The organism is Promicromonospora umidemergens, assembly GCF_024171995.1.
In the GTDB taxonomy this organism is placed as follows: Bacteria; Actinomycetota; Actinomycetes; order Actinomycetales; family Cellulomonadaceae; genus Promicromonospora; species Promicromonospora umidemergens.
In genome coordinates this window covers 101,155-123,341 of sequence record NZ_JAMTCT010000008.1, presented here as the reverse complement: position 1 = coordinate 123,341, position 22,187 = coordinate 101,155, and the positions used below count along the sequence as shown (strand labels likewise).

The following is a 22,187-nucleotide window of genomic DNA, read 5'->3' as shown; positions in this document are numbered from 1 at the left end:
AGAGTGACGGAGGCGGGTTTCGGGGGATACCGGGGCAAGGGCGCGCGACGGCTGTGGGTGTACGGCATCGCCTCCACGCTCGCCGTCATCGTGGGGATCGCCGCGGCGATCCTGCCGGAGTCGGTGCCGACCTGGGTGCGGCAGACGATGGTCGCAGGCGCGGTCGTGGGCGGTGTCCTTGGCGCGACCCTTCTGGAACGCTGGTTCACTCTGCACGATCGGCACCAGGAAGCAGCCGACAGAGAGGCGCGCGACCGCCTCGCCTCGCAGCAGCTCGGCGTGCGACCGCCGGGGGACGAAGACGCCCCGGGCCGGCTGCTCTCACCTGTTCGAGACGGTGACGAACAGATAGTCCGGTTCGTCGGCCGCGACGACGTGCTCCAGCAGCTCGTCGACTGGTGCATCGACGACTACGACCCCGGCAGACGCTCCCTGCGAGTACGGCTGGTGACCGGGGCCGGCGGCGTCGGCAAGACGCGCCTGGCGCATGAGCTGCAGAGAGCCATGCGAACGAATCACGGCTGGGAGTGCCGCAACCTACGCACCGGCGTCGAGGCGGAGGCCATGCAGGTGCTGCGCCGCGGCCACCGCGAGGCACCAGTTCTGTTCATCGTCGACTACGCGGAGAACAGAAGTGAAGGCGTCGCAGAGCTCCTGCGCCAGGCGAACAACGATCCCGGTGCCGTACGCGTCCTTCTTCTCGCACGGCGAGGTGGTCTGTGGTGGTCGGACCTGTGCCAGCAATCCGATGTCGGAGCCGTCGTCGGCAGATATGACCCGATCGAGCTCTCTGCTCGGGTCGTACCGCACGATGCGGATGACGGGCACCTCGCAGAGCAGCAGAGAATCGTCGACGTCGCGGTCCAAGACTTCACCGCATTCCTCGACAAGAGTCCTGCGCAGCTGACGCTGCCCGACGTCGTGCCCGGTGCGCGAATGCTCGATCTGCTCTCCATCGCACTTGTCCATGTGCTTCGAGTCGAAGTTCATGCGCCCGACGTCGCAACCAGCCCACGGCGAACCCCGGCGGGCGTATCGATGCACGCCGTGTTCGATGAGCTGCTCCGGCACGAGGCACGAAGCTGGACACGATCGGCAGACGAAGCCGGTATCCCCAGCGACGGACAGACGCTGCGAATCCTGGTGGCGGCCGCGTGTCTCCTCGGCGCGGAGAGCCAGGACGAAGCCGAATCGCTGGTCCGCCGCGTCGCTCGGCTGTGTCCACCCGGCACCAGTCTGGACCCCCGGGCGGCCGCACGCTGGTTGCGTGAGCAGTACCCGCCCAGCACCGGCTTCCTGGACAGCTCGGACGACCTGGTCCTCGTCGGTGACCCTGGCTGGATCGGAAGCCTGCATCCGGACCGCCTTGCCGAGCACCTCGTCGTCTCGATGCTGACGGCAACCGACGCCAGCGACACGACACGTGCCTTGGTGAGCGCCGAACGGCGCGATGTCCTGCTGCGCGGCCTGAGCGAACGCCAGGCAGTACGGGCGATGATCGTCCTGACGCGCGCTGCCTCCGATCCGTCACGCAGCCAGGACGACAAGCCGTCGAACAGCTCCAGCTCGCACGGCCAGAATCATCGGTCCACGGACGAATCCGATCCGGATCGTCTCGATCCACGCAGGGGCGACGACGTCGCGCGGCTTGCCCTGGATCTCGTGCAAGGCATCGACGTGAGATGGCGCACCGTCAGCGCCGTCCACGAGCTGCTCCCTTGGCCAGATCCACCGAGCGCGCTTCACGAGGTGGGCCACCACGTCGCTGTGCTCCTTGTCCGCGCGGTCAACAGCGATCGGCTCTTCGAGCGCACGGGCAGGACCGCCCACGCACAGCACGTTCTCGGGAACTGGACCTTCACACTCGGCGACTACGACAGGTCCCTGAGCGCGCGGGAAGAGGCGACACGCCTGTATCGGAAGCTCGCCCGGTGGCGCCCGCGCCGCTACTGGCCGGGCCTGACCAGGTCTCTGGACAACCTGGGTGACTCGTACGCCGTCCTCGGGCGCAACGACGAGGCACTCGTCGTTCGTCACGAAGCAGCAGGAACCTGGCGGCAGCACGCACAGGTCGACGCCGTACGTCTTCTCCCGGACCTCGCGAAGTCGTTGCACAACCTCGGGGTCTCCTACCGAGACCTCGGTCAGCCGCGCGAGGCGCTCGTGACGCACAGGGAGGCGCTGGCTGCCCGACGACGTCTTGCCGAGCAACACGACCGCCACCGGGCCTCTCTCGCCCGGTCGCTCAGCTCCATCGGGCGCTGCCACACCGACCTCAGCGACACCGAGCAGGCACACTCTGACTACCTCGAGGCGCTGGAACACTGGCGGCAGCTGGACACGCAGACCCCGACTCGCTATGAGCCCGACCTCGCACTAGCCCTTGGAGATCTCGGGGCGACGTATGGTCTACTCGGCCTCCCCGAGGCAGCGCTCGCCATGCATCAGGAGGCCCACGAGATCTGGCTCCGACTCGCCGCCCGGAACCCGGTCCGCTTCGAACCCGGACGCGCGCGCTCCCTCACCTACCTGGGAACCGCCTACGCGGACCTGGGCCGCGTGGCGGAGTCCGTCCGAGCCCACGACGAGGCCGTCGCCGTCTACCGAGACCTCACCCGGAGGTATCCGAGCCGGCGCGAGCAGAACCTCGCCTGGAGCCTCGGAAGTTCCGCGGCCTCACTCACGATGTGTGGACTCGACGATCTCGCGCGGGAGCAGTTCGCCGAGGCGGTCGGGCTGTATCGGCGCCGCTATGAGACGGGCATGCGGGCAGTCCTGTTCGTCACCGCCTACCGGTCCACCTTGAACGGGTACGCGACCCTGCTGGCCAGTGCCGGACAGCACGACCGGGCACGCGACCTCCGGGACGATGCCGAACCGATCGAGCAGTTCCTCGCCGACCTCTGACCTCCGTCGCTCACGTGAGCGGCACGACAACCAGAGTCTTGTCGTCGTGCCGCTTCGAGCGCGCCCACTGGAGCCCGTCCGGGTCGGCGGCCTCTGCGGCATGCAGATCGTGGAGAACCTTGTCCGGGCCATGATCCACGGCCTCGGTGTAGAGGTCCCACCAAGTCCCGGCCCGGGGATGCCGAACAGGGTCCACACCGTCCGTCGCAAGCAGCAACGCGGTCACTCCGGTGCGCTCGACCGTGCCGACGACACCGTGGTAAGCGGCGTCCGGATCAGTGCCGGCCACGTAATAGCCGCCGGGCCGGTTGCGCCACCGTGCCTGCTCCTTCTGAAGTTCGATGAGCAGGTCACGATGCGCCTCGTCGTAGCCGTGCCCGCGCGCGAGGCGAGCGCGATACTTCTCCCGCTTCTGACCGACGGCGTCGCCGACCTCGTCGTCGAAGTAGACGGACTCGGTCCCGTCCCTGTGCAGCACGGCGATGGTGCTGTCGCACAGCGCATAGGTCTCGACGGTGTCCCCTGACCAACGTGCCACCGTCACCGTGCACGTCGGACTCGTCTCGGGGATGAGACGGTCCGCGTCGCGGACCTCCGCGATGGCGCCCGCGACCAGCTCAGGGATCGGTTCGCCACCAGGAAGGGTGCGGGCGAGGACCTCGCCGATGCGTCCAGCGAACCAACCTGGATCGTGCGAGCGGTCCCCTGCGACCGATGTGGCACCGTCGAGCACGACCGCGAAGCCTTCACCGATCATGTAGCGGTCCTGGTTGTGGGAGTTACCGGCAAGGGTTCCTGCGAGCAGAGTCACCCGCAGACCCTAGACGGTCGCGAGATCCCTGGTCGAAGAAACTACAGGTTCGGGTATTGGCTGCTCCAGAGGCCTCGGTTCCCCCCGGTCGCAGAAGACAGTCACGTACGCAGGCGGCGTCGCCTGAGATGCGCGAGCTGCTTGAGCCGCCAGCGCCACATCAAACGCGACTCTCAGTCTCGACGCCAAGGGTCCGCTCGTCCGCTGCCTGGCTTCCTCGATCGACAGAAGCCTCACCGATCTGACTTCATTCTCATCGGCGCTCCCAAGGTGCTCACGCTCGGATTCGCTCAGTGAGCCCCCGTCAAAGATCCAGAGCAGTCCTTCAGGCACTCCATCTTGCGTGCGAGGAACGTAGTCAACAAGGAGAACCGGCATATTTTCCCGCACCAGACCGAGCTCTTCCTTCAGTTCGCGCTCGGCAGCCACCCACGGCGATTCGTCTGCTTCCACCACTCCGCCTGGAATCTCCCAAGCGTCCTTGTAGGTCGGCTCGACAAGTACGATCTCGTCCGCATAGCGAAGAAGCACGCCTGCTGCCATTCGCTTGTGCGGCAACCTCCGCAGGTACTCCTCGCGGGCAAGATCTTTCACAGGAGTTAATGCACCATTCGCTGTGCGCCACCGCAACTTGGGACCGGAACCGCGCACCATCAAGATATGCGGTGGCGAGAGTCGAGCAAGGCTCGACGGCACAGTCAGTCGTCTCAGCCAACCGGTGAAGCGCGCGAGCGTCGCGGGGGGAATCTCCCGTGAGAGTTCAACCACCTGCATGAAGATACCCCCAAATCGGCGCTTCTGAGACCACCCCGTAACACTCAGCCGATCACCGGAACATCACCGCCCACCGATACTCCCGTCCCGCCGGTAGTCGGCCCCACCGACCAGCCCCTCCGGGGTCACCTGGATGACGCTCAGACCGCTGGTCTGCTCCGTCACCGTGACGGGATGGCCGCGAGCCTCGAGCGCGGCCCGCAGCGCCGCCACGTCGTAGTCCAGCGTCACGCCCGGGATCGGCGGCTCGAGCGCGGTCGAGCCGTTGTTGTTCTGGACGTGCGGCACGTTGATCGCCTGCTGCGGGTCCAGCCCGAAGTCGATCACGTTGACGATCGACTGGGCGGTGTACCCGATGATCCGGGAACCGCCCGGGGAGCCTGTGACCAGTTCCAGCGAGCCCTCGGCGTCCCGCACGATCGTCGGGGACATCGAGCTGCGCGGCCGCTTGCCCGGCTGCACACGGTTGGCGATCGGCGTGCCCTCGGCGTCGGCCGCGGCGAACGAGAAGTCGGTCAGCTCGTTGTTGAGCAGGAACCCGCCGCCGTCGACCATGACGCCGTTGCCGAAGCCGCTCTCGACGGTGGTGGTCATCGACAGCGCGTTGCCATACCGGTCGACGACCGAGACCTGGCTGGTACCCGACTCGTTGGACTCGGTCTGCGGCGCCGTCGGGTCGAACTCCCCCGGTGGGATGCCTGCTTCGGCGGCGCCCATGTCCTCGTCGGTGATCAGCCCGGCCCGCTCGGCGAGGTAGTCCGGGTCGAGCATGCCCTCGGCCGGCACGGTCACGAAGTCGGCGTCGCCGACGTAGAGGTTGCGGTCGGCGAAGGCCAGCCGCCCGGCCTGGGTGAACAAGTGCACCGCCTCGGGGGCGAGCGGGTCGTCGCCGAGGTCGAAGTGCTCGAGGATGCCCAGCATCTGTCCGACCGCCAGCGCGCCGGAGGACGGCGGGCCCATGCCGCAGACCTCGTGGCCGCGGTAGTCGCTGCACACCGGTGACCGCTCGGCCACCTCGTAGCCGGCCAGGTCCTCCAGTGTCATGTCGCCGGGGAGGTGCGGATCTTCCTGTACCGCCTCGACGACCGCCTCGGCCAGCCGGCCGGTGTAGAAGCCCTCTGCGCCCTCGTCGCGCAGCGTCCTGAGGGTGTCCGCGTAGTCGGGGTTGCGCATCCGGGTCCCGCCGGGCTTGGCCGCGCAGTCGGTCTCCGACCCGTTGGTGAAGTACTCGAACGCCACAGGGTCGCGAAAGAAGAGCCGGTCGCTGCAGCTGTCGTTGTCGGCCAGGTAGGAGTCGACCAGGGCAGCGGTCCGGTCGGTCATCTCGTAGCCGCCCAGCGCCAGGCGCATCCCCGGCGCGAACAACCGCTGCCAGGGCAGCCTGCCGTGCTGGGTGTGGATCTTCTCCATCAGGGCGGGCGTGCCCGGCACGCCGGCCGACAGCCCGCTCTGCCAGGCGTCGGTGAACGACAGCCCGGCGAACCGGTCCTCGGTCGCGGCCAGGGGCGCCTTCTCCCGGCCGTCGTAGGTGGTGACCTCACCGCTCGCGCCGTCGTGCCACACGACGAACGCCCCGCCGCCCAGCCCGCTGGACTGCGGCTCGACCAGACCGAGCACCATCTGCGCCGCGACGGCCGCGTCGGCGGCGGTGCCGCCGTTGCGCAGCACCTGCTCGCCCGCCCTGGTCGCCAGCGGGTTGGCCGTCACCACCATCTCCTGAGCGGTGGTCACCGCCTCTGGAACGGTCACCGCCTCCGGAACCGTCTGCTGCTGCGCGGCCACCGGTGCAGCGGCCGTTGCGGCCAAGGCCACCGCCACGGTCAGCGCGCCCAGGCCTCTCCTCGATCGGACTCGCATGGGGTTCCCCTCTCCAGCGGGTGGCGAGCTGATCACGAGGTGAGCTCTCCACGTTGAGAAGAACCTAGATGCGTGCCGCCGACGAAAGATCCTCCCGGAAGGAGGATGCGCAGGCGCGGTGCCGGTGTTCGGTGGCGCCTCCGGCGCGGAGCCGGGTCACTGGGCCAGCTCGACGAGCAGATCGCGCCGGGTATCGACTCGCAGCTTGCGAAGAACGCTTCGCATGTGGGTCTTGACCGTCGACACCTCGATCGTCAGGCGTGCCGCGATCTCCGGGTTGGTGAGACCGTCGACGACCAGGCCAAGGATCTCCTCCTCGCGCTCGGTGAGCGGTTCCATGGCGTCGAAGCTCGCCGCTGCGGCCAGGGGCGTCGGGCCGGTCCCCACGAACAGCGCCTGCCGGCCGGCCTTCACCTGCTGGAGGGCAGCGATGAAGACGTCGCTGGTCGCGGTCTTGCTGATCAGCGCGTCTGCGCCGGCCAGCATCGCGACCTGGACGTCGACCGTCCTGGTGAACGACGTGAAGACCACCACCCGTGCGCCGCACACGCTCTTGATCGACCGGCAGAGCTCGATGCCGCCGCGGGTGCCCCCGAGCCTGACCGGCACGACCGCCACGTCCGGCTGCAGCTCGCGAGCGCCCTGTACGGCCTCTGCAGCGGTCGCCGCCTCCCCCACGACGTCGATCGTGGGGTTGCTGGTGCAGATGGCACGCAGGCCGTGCAGCACCACGGGGTGATCTTCGACCAACAGGACCCGCATCCGAGCGTTCATATCCTGTGCCCTCTCTCTGGATCAGGCCCTCGTGCCGCTCGCCGGAGCATAGCCGCTGCACGGTTCTTTCGCGCTCGAGCGATGACCTGGCTGGGCGGCAGAGATCAGGCTGTACGCAACGTGCGGCGGTGCCTCGCCGGCCGGCCGTCGTACCGGTCAGGGCTCAGCCACGCGTCCTGGGCCGGCTCGACGTCGTCGACGACGGCGTCGGTGATCATCCGGGCGGTGACCGGAGCCAGGACCATTCCCCACATCCCGTGCCCGGTGGCGACCGAGAGGTTCTCCACCGTTCTCGACCGGCCGATGACCGGCACCCCGTCCGGGGTGCACGGCCGCTCGCCGGCCCAGCGGTCGACGACGGCGGCTCGCTCCAACCCGGGGAGCACTCGTGCGGCCACGGTCTTCAGAGCTTCCGCCCTGCCCGGGTCCATCGGTCTGCGCTCGTCCCCGAACTCGATGGATCCGCACACGCGGACCCGGTCCGCGAGCGGCGTCACGACGACGCGGTGCTCCTTGATGCGAACAGGCATCGCCGGGGCGTGATCACCGGCAGCGACGTCGATGACGTAGCCCCTTCCACCACGGAGCGGAAGTTGCAGACCGACCTGAGCCGCCAGCGTCGCTGACCCGAGCCCGGCCGCGAGGATCACATGATCGGCGAGGAGGATCATGCCCTCCGCCGCGACCCCGACGACCCGCCCGTGCTCCGTCAGCAACCGCTCGGCCGACGTGCCGAAGAAGACGTCGGCGCCATGGCGGGACGCGTCGTCCAGCATGGCCTTGACGAAGCTGCGGCTCTCCAGCGTCCACTCCTCGGCGTGGTGGGCACCCGCTGCGACCGGCGCCAACGCCGGTTCGATGGCCGTCAGCCGTTCGAAGGAGAGCAGGTCGGCACGACGGCGCCGCGGTGGACGGAGGTAGACGTCGACGGCGCCCGTCTTGCGCAGCGTCGGGCTGAGACCCTCGTCGGCCAGCAGGCAATGGAGCCGGGTGCTCTCGGCCGCCAGCCTGCTCAACCGCTCCCCGGCCAGGTGGGCACGCCGAGGGGCGGCCGATGCCATCAGGCTCCCGGCCCACGGGAGGATGCTCGGATCGGGCTGCATCCTGACGGCCGGCGGGCGGCGCAGCATCTGGATCGGGGCCTCGCGGAGCAGTGCGGGCGTCGCGAGGGGCGTCACATGGTGTGGCGCGACGATCGCGGCGTTCGCGTACGAGCAGCCACCGCCGATCCCGGGCGCGCGATCGATCAGCGCGACCCCGACACCGCGGCGGGCGAGCTGTTGAGTGATGGTCGCTCCCACCACGCCTGCGCCGACGACGACGCAGTCGACGTGATGCACGCGCTGCAAGGGACTGTGGGACTCCATGCCCCGACCGTAGATATCAGGTACCGGTCAGCACCTCCTCCCTCCGTGGGGAGATCTGTGGACGGCGCGTCGCCGCAGGGCGACTGGTGCTCTCAAGCGCCTTCCACGAGCACGACGCGAAAGGTTGCTCCGTTGAGACGGTGCTTCGCCACGGCTTGGTACGCCGGGCTGTCGTACCACGTACGCGCCGCGGCCGCCGTGGGGAACTCCAGCACCACGACCCCCTCCGGCGCGGGGCCTTCGAGTACCTGCTGCGGACCGTACGCGGCGAGGATCTTCGCCGGATGCCCCTCGAAGGTCTTTCCGACGTTCTTCAGGTACTCGTCGAGCTCGGACTGGTCGTGCGTGCCCTCTTTGTGGAACACGATGTATGCACTCATGGCGAAGCCCCTTTGAACGAGATCTCGAACAGGATATGGGCGGGAACGGCCGGCCGATGGACCGTTTCATTCCTACCGGCGATGAGCGTAGCGCCTGGTCACAAGAGAGCTCACGGCATCACCGGGTTATTTCGGGCTGCGCCGGCACCCTTCGGTCAAGTCGTCCACTAGCCTCGCGAGATGGCACCCATTCCGCCCACCGACTTGCGGCTTCCTGCTGACGTCACCGCCGACGTGGTCGACCGCGGGACCGGCATCCTCGACCACGGGCCCGCAGCTGCGAACTTGGCACTGCCCTGGTGGAACCGAACGCTGACGGATGCTGGTCTCGGCCGGTTCGTCGTCACCGCAGATCCGAACGGCACCGCTGAAGTTCAGCTGACTCGGGGGTCCCTGTTCAAGCTTGCGGACACCGTCGGGCCAGATGCCGACGACGACGCCTACCTGAACCTGCTGTGGCACGTCCTGGCCTGGGGCTCAGGACCCAGGATCCGGAACAACCGCCGACGTATCGCCGCGTTCATCGACCCGGCTGATGCACGAACGAACGTCGCACTACTTCGGCAGTCGGTGGAACACGCCCGATCCGGTAACACTGCTGATTCCTACCGAGCACTGGTCCGACCCGGACGTGCCTCGATCCCCTATCTCGGCCCGTCGTTCTTCACCAAGTACCTCTACTTCGCGGGAAACGGCGCAGCGTCACATCCCTGCGTCATTCTCGATGCGCGTGTCGCGACGCGCCTGCACCACGCGGGCTGGCGCAGCCTGCCACCCCGGCGCATGAACTGGTACACCGACACCTACGTCGCCTACTGCGAGCTGCTCGCGCGTTGGGCCGACGAGCTCAGCACGCCGGCAACGCCTGTCGCGTCCGACCAGATCGAGCGTGCGCTGTTCGGCAACTCCGCCTGACAGCTCACGCTCGACGGTGCCTGACTACGCTCACCACCGTGCCCCTGCCCGACACCGTCATCCACCGCCTCATCCAGGCCCGTCTCCTGCTGAACAGCGACCGAGACCTGGCGATGAACCACCAGGTCTCGGGACCGGCAACAGCGACATCCACGGCGACTCACCCGGACCACGCCGACATCCTCCGGGTCGCCAACGGCTTCGTCCTCGGCGCCATCCGCCTGAACGACGGCCCCTGGCTGCCGAACTGGAACCCCTTCGCTGCCCTCTCCCCGGGCCAGGACACGCCGCCAGGAACCTGGCACGTCGTGGGCGACGTGCACGACGTCGACCTGCTTGTCCTGAACGAGGCCGACAGATCCATCTGGCTGGTCGACGGCGAGCCCGGCGGTCACTGGCCGGACGGCACTGCCTACCGCCGCCTCGCCGACGACCTGACCGCGTTCCTCCTGGACTTCACGTTCGGCCACAGGTACCGCGAACTGAGCGAGACTCCCGACGACGACTGGGCACACGTCAACAGCCGGCTCTGCGAGCTGCAACCCCTCGTGGAGTACGTCCGCTACGAGGCCACCGAGCCGACCCGCCGGATGACCTACCCCGGCGTCGTCGCGCTGGCCAACGGCCTCGCTCACTCCGGGCGGCTCACGCCCGAGGACCAGGCCTGGTGGCACACCCACAACGACCTCATGAACGGCGCCTACCCGGACCCGTCTGCCGCCGACCCGAGCCTCTACGACCGCGAGCGCCATCCGGACGCCCGGACGTACATCCGCGCCGACGCCCGGGACCTGCTCGGCATCACTCGCGGCTACCTCGACCTGCTGGACGGGTACGACGTCGGCTGGCGTGAGGTCCGCACCTACGACCCGGGCCGCATCCTGTACGCCGACGCCGTCCACGTCGTCGCGGCGCCGTGGGGCACCACGTGCTGACCCGACCGGCAGTCACCGCCCAACGACCCGCCCCGGAGCGCGCACGCTATGGAGCCTTCACGAGCCCGATCGCCCGCTCCGGATAGTTGGTCGTCACCAGCCACGCAGCATCCGGCGCGAGCCAGTACGCGAGCGCCTCCGGCTCGTCCACGGTCCACACCAGCAGCGGCAACCCCCGGCGTCGTGCAAAACGCGCCACTGTGTACCGGGCGATCCTCTGGTGACAGACGACGAGGTTCGCGCGCGAGCCACGGATGCGCGCACCGGGGAAGAACTCCGACAGCCGGGTCCGCACGGCCTCCACCAGGGACATGTCCGCCGTATCTCGTCCGAGGGAGAGCCCGACGAGCAGGTCGAGTCCGGCGCCGTCGGCCCAGTCGCGCACTGCCCGCACCGACTGGTCCTCGAGGGTCGTGATGATGAACTGGCCGGCGCCGAGGATCTCCAGCGCCTGCTCCGTTGCGGCCACTTCATACGTGCTCTCGGGGTTCACGTACGCGGACTCCGGCGAGACGAACTTGAGGTCGATGTGCGCGTGCTTCACACCCTTGAGCGCGGCGAGCACGTCGTCGTACCGCATGAAGTGGTCCGCCATCCCGGAGAACTGCTCGAAAGTCAGGTCCGCCATCGGGACGTGATGACCGTCGAGCTCCACGAAGTCGTCGTGGAAGAGCACGAACGTGCCGTCGCCCAGCCGCTGGACGTCGAACTCGACGTAGTCCACGTCGAGAGTGAGCGCCCTGTCGAGCGCGGCCCGGGTGTTCTCGAGGTCCAGGTCGCTCCCGGCCCCGCACCGATGCGCGCTGATCATCGCCATGTCGTGCTGTCCCCGTTCTTCGTACGGAAGTACTGCCTGAGCGTCATCGCGGCGATAGCCCCAGCAGAGGCCACTGCCAGCGCCCACACCAGACCGTAGACCGTGAGGTCGTAGATCGACCGTTCCGCGGGGATGGTGGCCTCGCTGGAGACGCCGAAGTACGAAAGGAGCAGCGCGACCGGGATCGCGATACCGGATGCCATGCCGACCCCGAGCTGCCAGCGGCGCTCACGCGTGTCGGCAAGCTTGGCCGCACGCAGCTGGATGTCGGCGAGGCTGGAGCCGATCACGTCGCTGAGCGCGTCCATGAGTCCGACCGTGGAGTCGGTCAGATCGCCGAGCCGGAGCGCCTCGGCGAAGCTCGTGCGGAAGCTGTCGATCACCAGCTCGGGCATGAACAGCCCGTCGGCATAGCCCTGCACGTCGAGCGCCATGATGGTGCGCTGCCTGCGGACCTCCCTGGCGACCTCACTCAGTCGTTCCGCGTCGTCCCAGATACCGGCGGCTTCGTCCCGGGTGCGTGATCCCTGAAGCAGGTTCTCGATCTTCGCTCGCGCATGCCGCGCCCGCCCGACGGCGAACAACAGCTCGCACGCCGTGAGCCGCACGGTCAGCGCAGTCGCCTCGCTCTGCCCGCCGAGGACGACGACGCCCCGGCCGTGGGCAGCGAACGCACCCGCCAACGAGTTGAGCGCCGCCGGTACGTGAGTCGGGACGCCGCCGTCGGGCAGCCGCTCAGCGGTGCGGTAGATCATTGCGATGGCGTCGTTACTGGGCTCGTCCTTGTCGGTGGCAAGCCTCGCGGCGTCGTCGAGCTCGACGAACTGCAGGACGTCCTGGTCCAGCCGGGGTACTCGGTCGAGGCCGGCCTTGCCGACGAGCCAGTCGACCAGCGCAACGCCGTCGAACGACAGCGAGGTCCGCTCGTGGCAGAAGACCGCAAGATGGCTCGCGACCTCGTGCGGGGATGGGTCGTCGAGCTCGTACGACAGGTGCAGCTGTGCGAGAGACGCCCCGTCCGACCACAAGCGTGCGGTGATGTCGTGCGGCGCGAGAGTGGACTGTTCAGTGGTGACCCGGACGTCGGTGTGCCGGCCAAGGTTCGTGACACGAAGAATGTCGCCGGGGCGGTTCACCAGGTGGGGAGTGAATCGCCCGAAATCATAGGCCTCGGTCAGCGGAACGCCATCGGATACGGTCGGGAAAGCGCGGAACGTGAAGATGTGCACGATGCGGGCCATAGTCGGCATCGTGCCACGTGAGAGGCCTGGACAGGCGTTTCTCAGCGCTCCACGTCCCTCAACCACGCGGTGATCACAGCCAGATCAGCGGCAGTAACCCCGATATCCGAGTCGACCTTGTGCAGCAGCGCCGCTCCAGCATGCTCGAGCTCGACGAACCACCGGTCAGCATGCCCGATCACGTCGTCGACCCACACGAACGGACGCCCGTCCGCGATCCGGACCAGCGCCTTCGTCTTCCACTGCAGGCGGTCGTGCCCGATATCGCCGGCGTAGGCGGGCAGGTTGGCCACCGGCAGGGACGGCAGGCCGAGCAGCGGCGCGATCACCTCATTGGCGTCGTCCATCCACGCCGTCGCCCACACCAGGTCGCAGCCGAGGCCGCTCAGCAGCGGCCCGAGCGTCCGGTCAACCCGCGCAAGATGAGGGTTCGACGACGCGGGCCACACCTCCGGCGCATCCGGCACGATCGGCATACCGGGGCCGCCGAACGGCAGCAGCGTTCCGTCGACGTCGAGGAAGAGGATCGGGCGCGAGGCATCGGTCATCCCGGCACGATAGCGATGGCATCTGGCCGACGATGCAGCCCTGCTCGCGGACTTCCATGCGGCGCGGGTTCCGGTCGCTGGCTGCATCTATTCATAGCCCTGCTAGCAGTCGGTGGGTACCCTCGGCAGCGTCGCTGTCGTTGCTGCTCAGGGGTGGGTTTGATGAGGCCGTCTGATTGGTCGCCGGTGGGGTTGGATGCTGATCCGACGCCGGGTGATCCGGTGCTGGTCCTCTCCGGTGGGCAGGAGTATCAGGAGGTTGCCCGCTCGATCGACAACGCGGCGTCGTCGATGAGTCGTCTGGATGTGGACGGGACGATCTCGCAGGCCGTGGACTCGTTGATGGATGCCAAGGAAGACACCATCGGGGAGATCCGCAAGGCCCACTCCCGGTACGTCGCCGCCGGGGACGCCCTGGTCGGGTACGCGTCCTCCCTGGAGCGCGTGCAGGGCGAGACGCTCGCAGCGTTGGACCGGGCCAGGGAGGCCCAGGATGCGGCGCAGGCGGCTGCGGGCTCGAAGGACCGGTGGCAGGACCTCGCCGATGGCGCGAAGGACGAGACCGAGAAAGCCGAGTACGAGCAGAAGGCCCAGCAGGCCAGCGGTGACGCCGACCAGGCGGCCGGGGTGCTCTCCTCCGCGAGGTCCACCGTGGAGTCCGCGGTCTCGGACCGGGACCGGGCGGCGGAGCATGCGGTCGACCGGATCGAGGAGATCACCTCCTCCGACGACCTGAATGATGGGTGGTGGGACAACTGGGGTTCCAAGCTCGTCGCCGCGATCGCGGACATCGCCGACATGATCTCCACCATCGCCGGGATCCTCGCGATCATCGTCGCGTTCATCCCCATCGTCGGTACCGCGCTGGCGGGAGTGCTGATCGTCATCGCGGCGGTCGCGGCGATCGTGTCAGCGGTCGCGAACATCACCCTGGCCGCGACCGGTGAGCGGTCGTGGGCGGAGGCTGGGATCGCGATCGCGGGTGCCGCGTTGTCGCTCATTGGGCTGGGTGGTGCTGCGAAGGCCGCGACCGGGATCGCGAAGGGCATCAGCAAGACCGCGGTCAAGCAGGGCCTGAAGTCCGGTAAGTCGTGCAAGTTCGGGTTCGGCAAGTGTTTCGTCGCCGGCACCCTGATCCATACCCCGGACGGTCCGCGGCCGATCGAGGACATCGTCGTCGGGGACAAGGTCTGGGCCCACGACCCGGTCACGGGCCGCGACGAGCTGCAACTGGTCACCGAGACATTCGTCCGCACCACCGACGAGCTGTTCCACCTGACCATCAACGACGAACGGGTCTCGACCACGGCCGAGCACCCGTTCATGGTCCACGAGCGCGGCTGGATCGACGCCGCGTTCCTGAACGTCGGCGACCTGCTGGTCACCCCGGACGGCACCACCGTCCCGGTCGAGGCCATCGAGACCGAACAGCGCACCGAGGCCTGCGTCGAGACGGTCTACAACTTCCACGTCGAGACCCACTCCAACTACTACATCTATGCCGGCAACACACCGATCCTCGTCCACAACTCCGGGCACGAGGCCGAGGCACTCGGCCTCTCACGCGAGGAACGGGTCGCCAGGATTGTCGGCGGCAAGCTCGCGAAGAACGCGAAAGGCCAGGACATCAAGGTGTCTGTCGATGGTGTCGGGTCGACAGGTCTCGACGTCCTCGGTCCGAACGGTGAGTACATCTTCGTCGGCGGACCCGCGAAAGCGAAGAACCCGGCAGCGTTCGGCCAGAAGTTGCAGATCAGCAAGGCGGCCGCCCAGGGCTCCGGCAAAGTCGCTGGATAGGGCTGTGACCTGCGTCTTTACAGGTGGATGGTCGGGTGCGGGCGTGCCCTGAACAGGTTGGATCGGTGGTTCCTACACCTGTCGGTCCACCCGGGGAGCACGCCCGCGCATGCCATCTTCGTCTATCGCCGCGCCCGAGACCATGCCCGTCTCGGCGGATGATCTCCTGCTCGATCTGCTGGACAGGGTGCCCGATCCGCGAGCCCGGCGAGGCAGGCGGCATACGGTCGCCGCGCTCGTCGCGGTCGCGGTGGCCGCGGTGCTGACCGGCGCGAAGGGCTTCACAGCAATGGCCGAGTGGGCGCGCGACGCCGGCAGCACACGCCTGGGCCGGCTCGGTATGACCAAGGCCGTCGCGGACGAGTCCACCTTCCGGCGGGTGTTCGCCCGCCTCGACGCCGGGGTGCTGGATCAGCTGCTGGGCGCCTGGGCGATGACCCGGGCCGCCGTCGTGGACGGCCGCCGCGTGTTCGCGATCGATGGAAAGTCCGTGCGCGGCGCGAGGAAGAAGGGCTCGGGCAAGTCGTTCCTGGTGGCGGCGTTCGACCACGCCACCGGGATGGTCGCCGCCCAGGTCGGGATCGGGTCCAAGGACTCCGAGATCACCGCGGCCCGCACCCTGCTGGACCTGCTCGACCTGACCGGCGCGATCATCACGATGGATGCGCTGCATACCCAGCACGCCACAGCGGCCAAGATCCGCGTCGCCGGCGCGCATTTCGTGCTCACCGTGAAGGCGAACCAGAAGACGTTGTACTGCCTGCTCAAGGCGTTGCCGTGGGCCAAGATCCCCGGCATCACCGCGACCGACAACGGGCACGGGCGCCGCGCGACCCGCACCATCAAGGTCCTGCAAGCACCCGCGTGGATCGAGTTCCAGGGCGCGCTGCAGGTCGCTCAGCTGCGCCGCACCGTCACGAAGAAGGGCAAGCGCACCGTCGAGGTCGTCTACCTCATCACCAGCGCGGACGCCCGCACCGCACCACCGGCGACCCTCGCCGCGTGGGTCAAGGGGCAGTGGTCAATCGAGAACCGCCTGCACTGGGTGCGGGACGTGACGTTCGACGAGGACCGCTCACAGGTCGCCTCCGGGAACGCGCCACAGGTCATGGCCAGCCTGCGCAACGCCGTCATCGCCATCCTGCGCCTGAACGACTGGGACAACCTCGCCGAAGCCACCCGCCATCACGCCCGAGACCTCGACCGTCCCATCACCACGCTCCTCCAGTCATAACTTTGCCGGAGCCCTGGGCGGCCGCCGACCGTGACGGTGTCGATGCGTTGTACTACCTGGAAGACGGAACGCCCTCGAGCGCTATCGACCAGGCCAAGAAGTGGTTCGGCGACGGCTACGTGCACAGCTTTCCCAAGGAGTGACAATGTCTGACGGATTCATGATCTGGTTCCTTCGTGGAGAACCCACCGAACGCGTCGTCGACCACCTGGCGGCCACCGGCGCGACCCTGGACTATCCGATCGGCGAAGGCCAGGTCAGCGTTCTTGATCTCGAGGGAACTCGGGAGGTTATTTCCAGCGAGGGCTTCATACCGCTGCTGGAAGACAACGACTCTCCGTCATTGACCTTCCAGATGTGGTACTCGAAGTCGGAGGACATGGTCGTCACGGTCCGTCGCAACCTCACCGAGACCTCGTCGGGCACCGCGTTCTATTCTGTGACCTGTTATTTGGACGGTCTTGAGTTCGACCAGGTCGAGTCTGCGATATCCGGTGCTGATCAGCTCGCGAGTGCTTCATCGGACGAGGTCATTGGAGTAGTGATCGACAAGCGCGGCAGCACAGAGGACTTCGATTGGGATGCGTTCATCGCCGATCCGAGCACCACTCCGCCTGCTCCCGACCGCCTGGTCGTCCGACGGGACGCCATCGAACATCACGCGGCGGATCACGCCGCGTGGTCGTTGGGCAACCCCACCGCGGAACTGGCCACACATGTCGACGTCCAGACAGCACTAGGCAGCTGAGCACATATGGCAGCCATCACGAAAATCGACGGATCGGAACTGGCGGCCCTGCTCTACTGGTCTGACGAGGTTTCCAGGCGCTTGCCACCTGCACACGCTGAATCCGCGCTCGGCTAGGTTGCACGAGTTCCTCACGGCAACACGGGAGGCCCGTGGCACCGGCTCGTGCGTCGGGCTCATGGCGCCGGAAGCCTCGCCCCGGGCCTGGTACGCAGCATCAACGACCATGATGCAGCGTGGCTTGTTCGCTTTCGGAGGGCTCGGCGGCGTTGATCGCGAAGAGGCAGATCGGTCGGCAGCACTCACCTATCTGGTCTCTGGTCCTGCCGGTGGCTATGCCAGCCTGATTCCGTTGGACCATCATCCGTGGGGCGGATACGTCGTTGTCAGCGACCAAACGCTCCTTTCCAATCTGGCTGGGTTGTTGCCCGACTCCCTGCCGAGCCTGGCCGAAGTCACGTGGGAGGACGCCGTCAACCAAGCGGGCAGACTGGCACTGTGACTCCGGGGCCTTACCGCGGCACAACGGAATGATTGAGGACGCCTACCCGATCCTGGAGAAACCCTGATGGCCTTTCGCGTCGCGTACGAGTCCGGCGACCTCGGGAACAGTGGCCACTCGTTCGACCTGACCTATGACTACGAAAGCCTTGTCATGGAGCTCTGCCAGGTCCTCGCAAAAACTGAAGGCGCACGGTTTATCCTGAGCGGTTTCGGCCGTGAACCCTGGCCGATGAGCGTCGACTACGACATGTCGGTGTTCCTGGAACAGCTGCCGGACCTGCTCGAGAACCTTGAGTCCGGTGACCTCTTCGGGCTTGACATGTACTCGCAGGGCACCGAAACCGAGCTCGAGTTCTCGCCGGACGGTGACGAGCTGACAATCAGATGCTCGTCCCGAACCGCGTGGGTACCCGATCCGGCGACTGAGCGCCTTGGCCATGGTCCCCTGCTCCAGATGCTCAGAAAGCTCGCGGCCGACTTCGCGCTCGGAGCGCGAACAGTCGACCCGGCCCTCGCTGCCATCGAGCCCTTCGAGCAGTGGCTCACCTGGGCAGACACCGGAGCGGAGCGAAAGCACTGACCCGTCGACCCGCGCATCCGACGCTCTCCCCTTGCCCATCCGTCGAGACGCTACTCACCTTGCCGCCGGACAGGTAGCGCGAACTGACGGCACCGCCGCCACCAAGACAGGTCAAATTCACCCAGCACTCAACAGAAAGCCGGGTCCGGTTCACACCTGATCGCCAGAGTGCGACCTGCCGGCCGTACAGGTCGGCGTCGCTACTTCGAGGAGGCCCCCGTGAATCCGGTGTCTGGATCACGCACCCGCTCCCCGCGTTCGGCGCGGTTGGGCGTCGGCGCACTGATCGTCACCCTCTCCGGCGCCCTGCTGGCACCGGTGGCCAGCAGTGCCGCACCCGCGAACAGCACGGCCCCGGAGGCGTCGTCGGCCACGGAGGGCTGGGACGAGACCGCCTACCGCGGCGGCGTCGACGTCGTCGAGGGCCCTGACGCGGACCGGAAGACTGTCACGGGCACCGTCTTCGTCGACCGGAACCGCAGCTCGGCCCAGGACGGGAACGAGCGCGGCCTCGCCGGTGTCTCGGTGTCCAACGGACGTGCGGTGACCACCACCGACAGCAAGGGCCGCTACGAGCTGCCGGTCGAGGACAACATGACGGTCTTCGTCACGCAGCCCCGCGGCTACCAGGTGCCGGTCGACGACGACAACGTCGCCCAGTTCCACTACCACCACCTGCCCGAAGGCTCCCCCCAGCTGCGCTACGGCGGCCTTGAGCCCACCGGCCCGGTGCCCGACGAGCTGAACTTCCCGCTCACCGCCAGCACGGAGACGCGCTCACCCGAGCAGCACTGCGCGATCGGCGCTGACGTGCAGACCTACAACCCGAAGGAAGCTGAGTACGCCAGGGCAGGCGTCTTCGCCGACCTGGCCGAGCGGAACGACTACGCCGGCTGCGGCGTCCTCTTCATCGGCGACGTCGTGGGCGACGACCTGTCGATGTTCGACGAGACGCGCGACCTGACCGCGACGCTCAACGGCCCGGCGCGGTTCCTTCCCGGCAACCACGACCTCGACTTCGACTCCCCGGCCCGGGAGCACAACTTCGACACGTTCCGCGCCCAGCTCGGCCCGGAGTACTTCTCCTACGACGCCGGCAAGGCGCACGTCGTGGCCCTGAGCACGATCGAGTACCCGGGCACCACCAGCAAGTACACCTACGGCCTCGGCGAGCGGCAGCTGGAGTGGCTGCGCAACGACATCGCGGCCGTGCCGGAGGATCGCGCGATCGTGCTGGCCGGACACAGCCCGCTGCTGGAGTTCTGGTACAGCGACTCGCACCGCACCAAGCAGCTGCGGGAGATCTACGACATCCTCGAGGGTCGCGAGGTCATCTCGCTCGGTGGGCACACGCACATGTCGGAGAACCTGCGCGAGGGCGACCTGATGGCGGGGTGGAAGGACCTGCTGGGCGAGGACGGCCTCCCGTTCACGCACCTCACCGTCGGGGCGGTCTCGGGTCACTGGTACGCAGGTCGACAGCTCGACGCCGGCTATCCCACCGCCGTCCAGCGGGACGGGACGCCTCCGGGCGTGCTGACGCTGGACATCAAGAACACGAAGATCACCGAGCGTTACACCGTCCGCGGCGACGACGGCGCTCACCAGCTGTCGCTCGGGCTCAACACGCCCCGGTACCGCGACTGGTTCACCGCGAACAGGAGCAAGGTGGGGTCCGCGCCCGAGCTGGCAGAGCCGCTCTCCGTGTCTCGGGACGAGCTCGCCGAGACCTGGCTGACCACGAACTTCTGGATGGGTTCCACCGGGTCGACCGTGCAGGTTCGGGTCGACGGCGGCAGCGCCGTCGAGGCGGAGCGCACCCAGCAGCTGCGGGGCGAGGACGTGCGCATCGGCGCCGAGTGGTCCGACCCGACGGCCAACCTGGAGACGCTCCCCCACGGCGGTGGCCTCGTGGAGCGGACCATGCACCTGTGGCGGCTGGAGCTGCCCTCCGACCTAGCTGTCGGTGAGCACACCGCCGAGGTGACCGCCACGGACGTGCACGGACGGGAGTTCACCGAGTCGCTGACCTTCGAGGTCACCGAGTGACCGACGACGCTCCCATGTCCTAGCCCGTTGCAGTGCCGACGTCCCCTGGCCATCCCGGCCAGGGGACGTCGGCGGCACGGCCCACCCCGTCGCGGCCGCGCGACGAGTTCAAGATTCCTCCGACGACGGCGGGAACCGCCCGTCGTTCCGCGTGATCTTCGCGTGCCCCGCCTGGATCAGGTCCACGCCGCAGATGTCGGCGAGCTGGACCAGGTACAGGAAGACGTCAGCGAACTCTTCCTCGACTCCGTTCCGGGACTCGGGATCGGCCAGCTTCGCGTGGACCTGGTCGTCGGTCAGCCACTGCATCTCAGCGAGGAGCTCACCCACCTCACCGCCGAGCGCCATCGCGAGATTCTTGGGCGTGTGGAACTGGCCCCAGTCCCGCGCGACCGCGAAGTCGCGAAGCCTGTCGCGTACGGATTCGATCGTGGCGTCGTTCATGTGGCTCATGATGCCCCGGCCACGCGGTCGCCGGACAGGCGGCCCGACGCCGCCATCGGCAACAGAACGTCGACCGGTACCCATGTTGATGCGACGGACCTGCCCCTAAAGTCATGGTGTGTCGTACAGCACAGAGTGGACAGGGCCGGACCGGGACCTCGGCCGGATCGAGATCCCCGGCGTGCCGGCGCCCGCCCCCGCACCCGCACCGACGCCGCGGCCCGTCCGCAGACCCGCCCCGCGCGAGGAGCCGGCGCAGGATCTGCGGGAGCGCCGTCGCTGTCGCATCTGCCGTACCCGAGAGGACGGCACGGCAGCGAGCGGCGACGACGCCGAGTTCGTGTGCGAAGAATGCACCGCGACGCAGCAGCGCCCGGCGATCGGCGGGCTGGACCAGTGGCGCATCCTCACCGAAGCCTTGGTGGTCGTGCTCCTCGGAGCCTTGGCGTTCCTGCCCTCGCTCCAGGGCCCGGGAGGAGCGCCGAGCGTCCTGGAGTCGACAGTGCCGGCCGTTGGCGCGCTGGTAGAGCTGACCGTCCAGGGCGTCGGCGAGCTCGTGGCCGACGGTCTCGGCGGCGTGGTCGAGCTCCTTCAGGTCCTTGCGCTGCTGGTCGTCGTGCTGACCGTCGCAGCGGAGCCGACGGTCGCTCGCGCCCGGCGGCTGGCCGGCTCCGCGGCGAAGAGCCTGGCCGGGCCCTCGGACGACCTGAGACTGCTGCGCCAGCGTGCCGGGGTCCAGGCCTGCCTGGGTGTCGCGATCAGTCTCGCCGCGATCCTCGTGGTCGTGGGCGCGGCGCTCGCACAGCAGCCGGGGTGGGTGGTCCACGTCGGCCTGGGCCTGATCATGATCGTCTGGGTCGAGGGCGAGACCATCCGGCTGTTCCGGGCGGTCCGTTCCACCAGCGAGCTGCTCGGCGCCGCGAAGTCGTCCGAGGACGAGGAGGGCCTGGCCCTCCGGACCGTGCGGCGCGGCACCGCCGGTGGCCGCATGGGGCGGACGACCGTGCGAGCCGCCGTCCTGACCGCCTTCGTCGCCCTGCTCGTGCCCATCATGGTGGGCCTGTTCCCGTCCGTGCCGTTGACCACGGGCAAGTCGCTGCAGTTCGTCATCGCGGCGTCGTCGTGGGCGCTCGGCGCGGTCCTGGTGGCACGCATTCCCACCCACGTGCGACTCGGTGACTCGATCGGCGCCGCCCTCGCCGTACCAGCCTCGATCCTTCTCTTCCTCTGCGGAGAGCTGACCCTCGCTTCCGCGATGTCGGCCGCGACGTGGGCGCCTGCGGCCCTGATCGTCCTCCAGGTCCTGCTCACCGTGATCTCGGTCGCCGCTCTGTACAGCGGCGCGTTCGGCAGAGGGCCGTTGCGACGCTTCGGCGAGATCGGGATCCGCCTCGGCGAGGAACGGGTGGCGCGGCTCCGAGGCGCCCGGGAGGCAGCGGCCCCAGCGACGGCACGGTGACGGCTCCGCCAGAGGCCAGGGTCGGGCCCTCGAGCCTGCTGAACCA

21 protein-coding genes are annotated in these 22,187 nt (G+C 68.2%); 11 read left to right on the top strand and 10 right to left on the bottom strand.

Annotated features, from left to right (window positions below):
• Positions 1-3 precede the first annotated feature (3 nt).
• On the top strand, positions 4-2,907 hold the full coding sequence (locus tag APR04_RS31040) for a tetratricopeptide repeat protein (RefSeq protein WP_253871534.1): 2,904 nt from the start codon (positions 4-6) through the stop codon (positions 2,905-2,907).
• Between the two features lie 10 nt (positions 2,908-2,917).
• Here the strand turns inward: APR04_RS31040 and APR04_RS14965 are convergent, their stop codons facing one another.
• The 6 genes from APR04_RS14965 to APR04_RS14940 form a co-directional block, all read right to left on the bottom strand.
• Entirely contained in the window at positions 2,918-3,718 is an 801-nt protein-coding gene (locus tag APR04_RS14965) for a protein phosphatase 2C domain-containing protein (protein WP_253871532.1), read from the bottom strand.
• Positions 3,719-3,727: 9 nt separating this feature from the next.
• Entirely contained in the window at positions 3,728-4,312 is a 585-nt protein-coding gene (locus tag APR04_RS14960; protein ID WP_253871530.1) for an NUDIX domain-containing protein, read from the bottom strand.
• Positions 4,313-4,555: 243 nt separating this feature from the next.
• Positions 4,556-6,349, bottom strand: coding sequence for a gamma-glutamyltransferase (ggt, locus tag APR04_RS14955; protein ID WP_253871528.1), 1,794 nt, complete (start codon positions 6,347-6,349; stop codon positions 4,556-4,558).
• A gap of 156 nt (positions 6,350-6,505) precedes the next feature.
• A complete protein-coding gene (locus tag APR04_RS14950) occupies positions 6,506-7,111 on the bottom strand; it encodes a response regulator (RefSeq protein ID WP_253871526.1) in 606 nt (201 codons plus the stop codon).
• A gap of 116 nt (positions 7,112-7,227) precedes the next feature.
• Positions 7,228-8,490 (bottom strand): NAD(P)/FAD-dependent oxidoreductase, encoded by a 1,263-nt coding sequence (locus tag APR04_RS14945; RefSeq protein ID WP_253871525.1) that lies wholly within the window; start codon positions 8,488-8,490, stop codon positions 7,228-7,230.
• Between the two features lie 92 nt (positions 8,491-8,582).
• Positions 8,583-8,870: a DUF1330 domain-containing protein gene (locus tag APR04_RS14940; RefSeq protein ID WP_253871524.1), complete on the bottom strand. Its 288-nt coding sequence runs from the start codon at positions 8,868-8,870 to the stop codon at positions 8,583-8,585.
• A 180-nt stretch (positions 8,871-9,050) separates the two neighbouring features.
• Here APR04_RS14940 and APR04_RS14935 point away from each other — a divergent pair, with 180 nt between their 5' ends.
• Entirely contained in the window at positions 9,051-9,785 is a 735-nt protein-coding gene (locus APR04_RS14935; protein WP_253871523.1) for an 8-oxoguanine DNA glycosylase OGG fold protein, read from the top strand.
• Positions 9,786-9,823: 38 nt separating this feature from the next.
• Positions 9,824-10,720, top strand: coding sequence for a hypothetical protein (locus APR04_RS14930; protein ID WP_253871522.1), 897 nt, complete (start codon positions 9,824-9,826; stop codon positions 10,718-10,720).
• Between the two features lie 46 nt (positions 10,721-10,766).
• Here the strand turns inward: APR04_RS14930 and APR04_RS14925 are convergent, their stop codons facing one another.
• From APR04_RS14925 to APR04_RS14915, 3 genes are read right to left on the bottom strand one after another with little or no spacing between them, the layout of a single operon-like run.
• Positions 10,767-11,531, bottom strand: coding sequence for a glycerophosphodiester phosphodiesterase (locus APR04_RS14925; protein WP_253871521.1), 765 nt, complete (start codon positions 11,529-11,531; stop codon positions 10,767-10,769).
• A complete protein-coding gene (locus APR04_RS14920; RefSeq protein ID WP_253871520.1) occupies positions 11,528-12,778 on the bottom strand; it encodes a hypothetical protein in 1,251 nt (416 codons plus the stop codon). The genes APR04_RS14925 and APR04_RS14920 overlap by 4 nt, the downstream gene beginning before the upstream one ends.
• 41 nt (positions 12,779-12,819) lie before the next feature.
• Positions 12,820-13,326 (bottom strand): HAD domain-containing protein, encoded by a 507-nt coding sequence (locus APR04_RS14915; protein WP_253871518.1) that lies wholly within the window; start codon positions 13,324-13,326, stop codon positions 12,820-12,822.
• A gap of 162 nt (positions 13,327-13,488) precedes the next feature.
• On the opposite strand from APR04_RS14915, the gene APR04_RS14910 reads away from it, so the two are divergent.
• The 7 genes from APR04_RS14910 (at position 13,489) to APR04_RS14880 (ending at position 20,238) form a co-directional block, all read left to right on the top strand.
• Positions 13,489-15,123: a polymorphic toxin-type HINT domain-containing protein gene (locus tag APR04_RS14910; protein WP_253871517.1), complete on the top strand. Its 1,635-nt coding sequence runs from the start codon at positions 13,489-13,491 to the stop codon at positions 15,121-15,123.
• Positions 15,124-15,232: 109 nt separating this feature from the next.
• Entirely contained in the window at positions 15,233-16,357 is a 1,125-nt protein-coding gene (locus tag APR04_RS14905; protein ID WP_253871516.1) for an ISAs1 family transposase, read from the top strand.
• Positions 16,358-16,359: 2 nt separating this feature from the next.
• On the top strand, positions 16,360-16,500 hold the full coding sequence (locus APR04_RS14900) for a hypothetical protein (protein ID WP_253871515.1): 141 nt from the start codon (positions 16,360-16,362) through the stop codon (positions 16,498-16,500).
• 2 nt (positions 16,501-16,502) lie between these two features.
• The gene (locus tag APR04_RS14895; protein WP_253871514.1) at positions 16,503-17,105 is read left to right on the top strand and encodes a hypothetical protein; all 603 of its coding nucleotides are present in this window, start codon (positions 16,503-16,505) and stop codon (positions 17,103-17,105) included.
• A gap of 226 nt (positions 17,106-17,331) precedes the next feature.
• Positions 17,332-17,607 carry a hypothetical protein gene (locus APR04_RS14890; RefSeq protein ID WP_253871513.1) on the top strand — a complete coding sequence of 92 codons (276 nt, stop codon included), beginning with the start codon at positions 17,332-17,334 and terminating at the stop codon, positions 17,605-17,607.
• Between the two features lie 66 nt (positions 17,608-17,673).
• Entirely contained in the window at positions 17,674-18,189 is a 516-nt protein-coding gene (locus APR04_RS14885) for a hypothetical protein (protein WP_253871512.1), read from the top strand.
• A 219-nt stretch (positions 18,190-18,408) separates the two neighbouring features.
• Positions 18,409-20,238, top strand: a complete 1,830-nt coding sequence (locus APR04_RS14880; protein WP_253871511.1) for a calcineurin-like phosphoesterase C-terminal domain-containing protein — start codon at positions 18,409-18,411, stop codon at positions 20,236-20,238.
• 108 nt (positions 20,239-20,346) lie between these two features.
• On the opposite strand, the gene APR04_RS14875 is transcribed toward APR04_RS14880, so the two are convergent.
• Positions 20,347-20,682, bottom strand: coding sequence for a nucleotide pyrophosphohydrolase (locus APR04_RS14875; RefSeq protein ID WP_253871510.1), 336 nt, complete (start codon positions 20,680-20,682; stop codon positions 20,347-20,349).
• Between the two features lie 118 nt (positions 20,683-20,800).
• Between APR04_RS14875 and APR04_RS14870 the strand changes: the two genes are divergently transcribed.
• The gene (locus tag APR04_RS14870; RefSeq protein ID WP_253871508.1) at positions 20,801-22,141 is read left to right on the top strand and encodes a hypothetical protein; all 1,341 of its coding nucleotides are present in this window, start codon (positions 20,801-20,803) and stop codon (positions 22,139-22,141) included.
• Positions 22,142-22,187 lie beyond the last annotated feature (46 nt).

Coding starts and splice junctions, on each gene's coding strand:
- ggt (WP_253871528.1), bottom strand. CDS start 6,349: ATGCGAGTCCGATCGAGGAGAGGCCTGGGCGCGCTGACCGTGGCGGTG.
- APR04_RS14950 (WP_253871526.1), bottom strand. CDS start 7,111: ATGCGGGTCCTGTTGGTCGAAGATCACCCCGTGGTGCTGCACGGCCTG.
- APR04_RS14945 (WP_253871525.1), bottom strand. CDS start 8,490: ATGGAGTCCCACAGTCCCTTGCAGCGCGTGCATCACGTCGACTGCGTC.
- APR04_RS14940 (WP_253871524.1), bottom strand. CDS start 8,870: ATGAGTGCATACATCGTGTTCCACAAAGAGGGCACGCACGACCAGTCC.
- APR04_RS14935 (WP_253871523.1), top strand. CDS start 9,051: ATGGCACCCATTCCGCCCACCGACTTGCGGCTTCCTGCTGACGTCACC.
- APR04_RS14925 (WP_253871521.1), bottom strand. CDS start 11,531: ATGATCAGCGCGCATCGGTGCGGGGCCGGGAGCGACCTGGACCTCGAG.
- APR04_RS14920 (WP_253871520.1), bottom strand. CDS start 12,778: ATGGCCCGCATCGTGCACATCTTCACGTTCCGCGCTTTCCCGACCGTA.
- APR04_RS14915 (WP_253871518.1), bottom strand. CDS start 13,326: ATGACCGATGCCTCGCGCCCGATCCTCTTCCTCGACGTCGACGGAACG.
- APR04_RS14910 (WP_253871517.1), top strand. CDS start 13,489: ATGAGGCCGTCTGATTGGTCGCCGGTGGGGTTGGATGCTGATCCGACG.
- APR04_RS14905 (WP_253871516.1), top strand. CDS start 15,233: ATGCCATCTTCGTCTATCGCCGCGCCCGAGACCATGCCCGTCTCGGCG.
- APR04_RS14895 (WP_253871514.1), top strand. CDS start 16,503: ATGTCTGACGGATTCATGATCTGGTTCCTTCGTGGAGAACCCACCGAA.
- APR04_RS14890 (WP_253871513.1), top strand. CDS start 17,332: ATGATGCAGCGTGGCTTGTTCGCTTTCGGAGGGCTCGGCGGCGTTGAT.
- APR04_RS14885 (WP_253871512.1), top strand. CDS start 17,674: ATGGCCTTTCGCGTCGCGTACGAGTCCGGCGACCTCGGGAACAGTGGC.
- APR04_RS14875 (WP_253871510.1), bottom strand. CDS start 20,682: ATGAACGACGCCACGATCGAATCCGTACGCGACAGGCTTCGCGACTTC.